This window comes from Acuticoccus sediminis, assembly GCF_003258595.1.
GTDB lineage: Bacteria > Pseudomonadota > Alphaproteobacteria > Rhizobiales > Amorphaceae > Acuticoccus > Acuticoccus sediminis.
On the sequence record NZ_QHHQ01000044.1, the window covers coordinates 1 to 1059 of the forward strand.

The following is a 1059-nucleotide window of genomic DNA, read 5'->3' on the forward strand; positions in this document are numbered from 1 at the left end:
CGCTGATCTCCTCATCCGAAGACCAGCAGGTCCCTTCCGTAGCTTACAGCCCTGTCCGATTTTTCGGGAGCACCTCATCTATTGGTGGTTCCGGCGCTTTGTGCGGCGGATGTTGTTCCGCACCATCCACGACATTGCCCTGATGATCGATCGGGAGCGCTCCGGGCGTGAGGCGAGCCCCAGCGCTGGCGTCGTGGACAGCCAGACCGTCAAGGCACCGGCGGCCGGCGCCGCCCGCGGTTTCGACGGTGCCAAAAGGATCACCGGCCGCAAGCGCCACATCGCCGTCGACACGGACGGCCGCCTCCTGATGGTCAACCTCACGCCGGCGGACATCTCCGACAGCGCCGGCGCGGGAGAGATCCTCGATGCGATCCGCAAACGCTGGCCGTGGATCAAGCACCTGTTCGCCGACGGCGCCTACGATCGAACCCGCCTGATGGACAAGGCGGCGTTCCAGGACTTCGTGGTCGAGGTCGTCCGCCGCATCACCGGTGAGACCGGGTTCAAGGTGTTGCCACGCCGCTGGGTGGTCGAGCGCACCTTCGGCTGGATGACCCGCTGGCGCCGTCTCGTGCGCGATTTCAAGCAACGCATCGACGTCTCCGAAGCCATGATCCACGTCGCCATGGGCGGCCTCCTCCTCCGGCGCATCAGCCATTGAGGCCGTTCTCAAACGGACTCTAAGAGAAGGCACACTCGCAACCGGAACCGGCGAGGCGGGCTGGCGGCTGCGCCTCACCGGCTCCGGGACACTGCGGAGGATAGCTCGGCAGCATCGTCATCTACGGACGCAGGGAGCCCGTAGATGAGGCCCTTCGATATCACGGGTGGATACGGTGGCGGAAGTCGCCGATACGGTACTGAGGGACGCATCGACGGACACGAATTGGGTGACGCGCCGGCTCATCAGATGCAAGTCCGCTCCGCCGCTTCAGAAGGTAAGGTTTGAGCGTCTTCCGATCGGCGTTAACCCGATTAGTACCATTCGAACGACAACGCATTTACGTGAAGCCGCCGGTTTGTGCTCCAATTGCTCCGGATCATCACGATCCACCC

General features: G+C 63.8%; 1 protein-coding gene. It reads left to right on the forward strand.

The features are described from left to right. On the forward strand, positions 1 to 664 hold a 664-nt coding region (locus DLJ53_RS34600), incomplete at its 5' end, for an IS5 family transposase (protein ID WP_244935245.1). Between the last annotated feature and the right edge of the window lie 395 nt (positions 665 to 1059).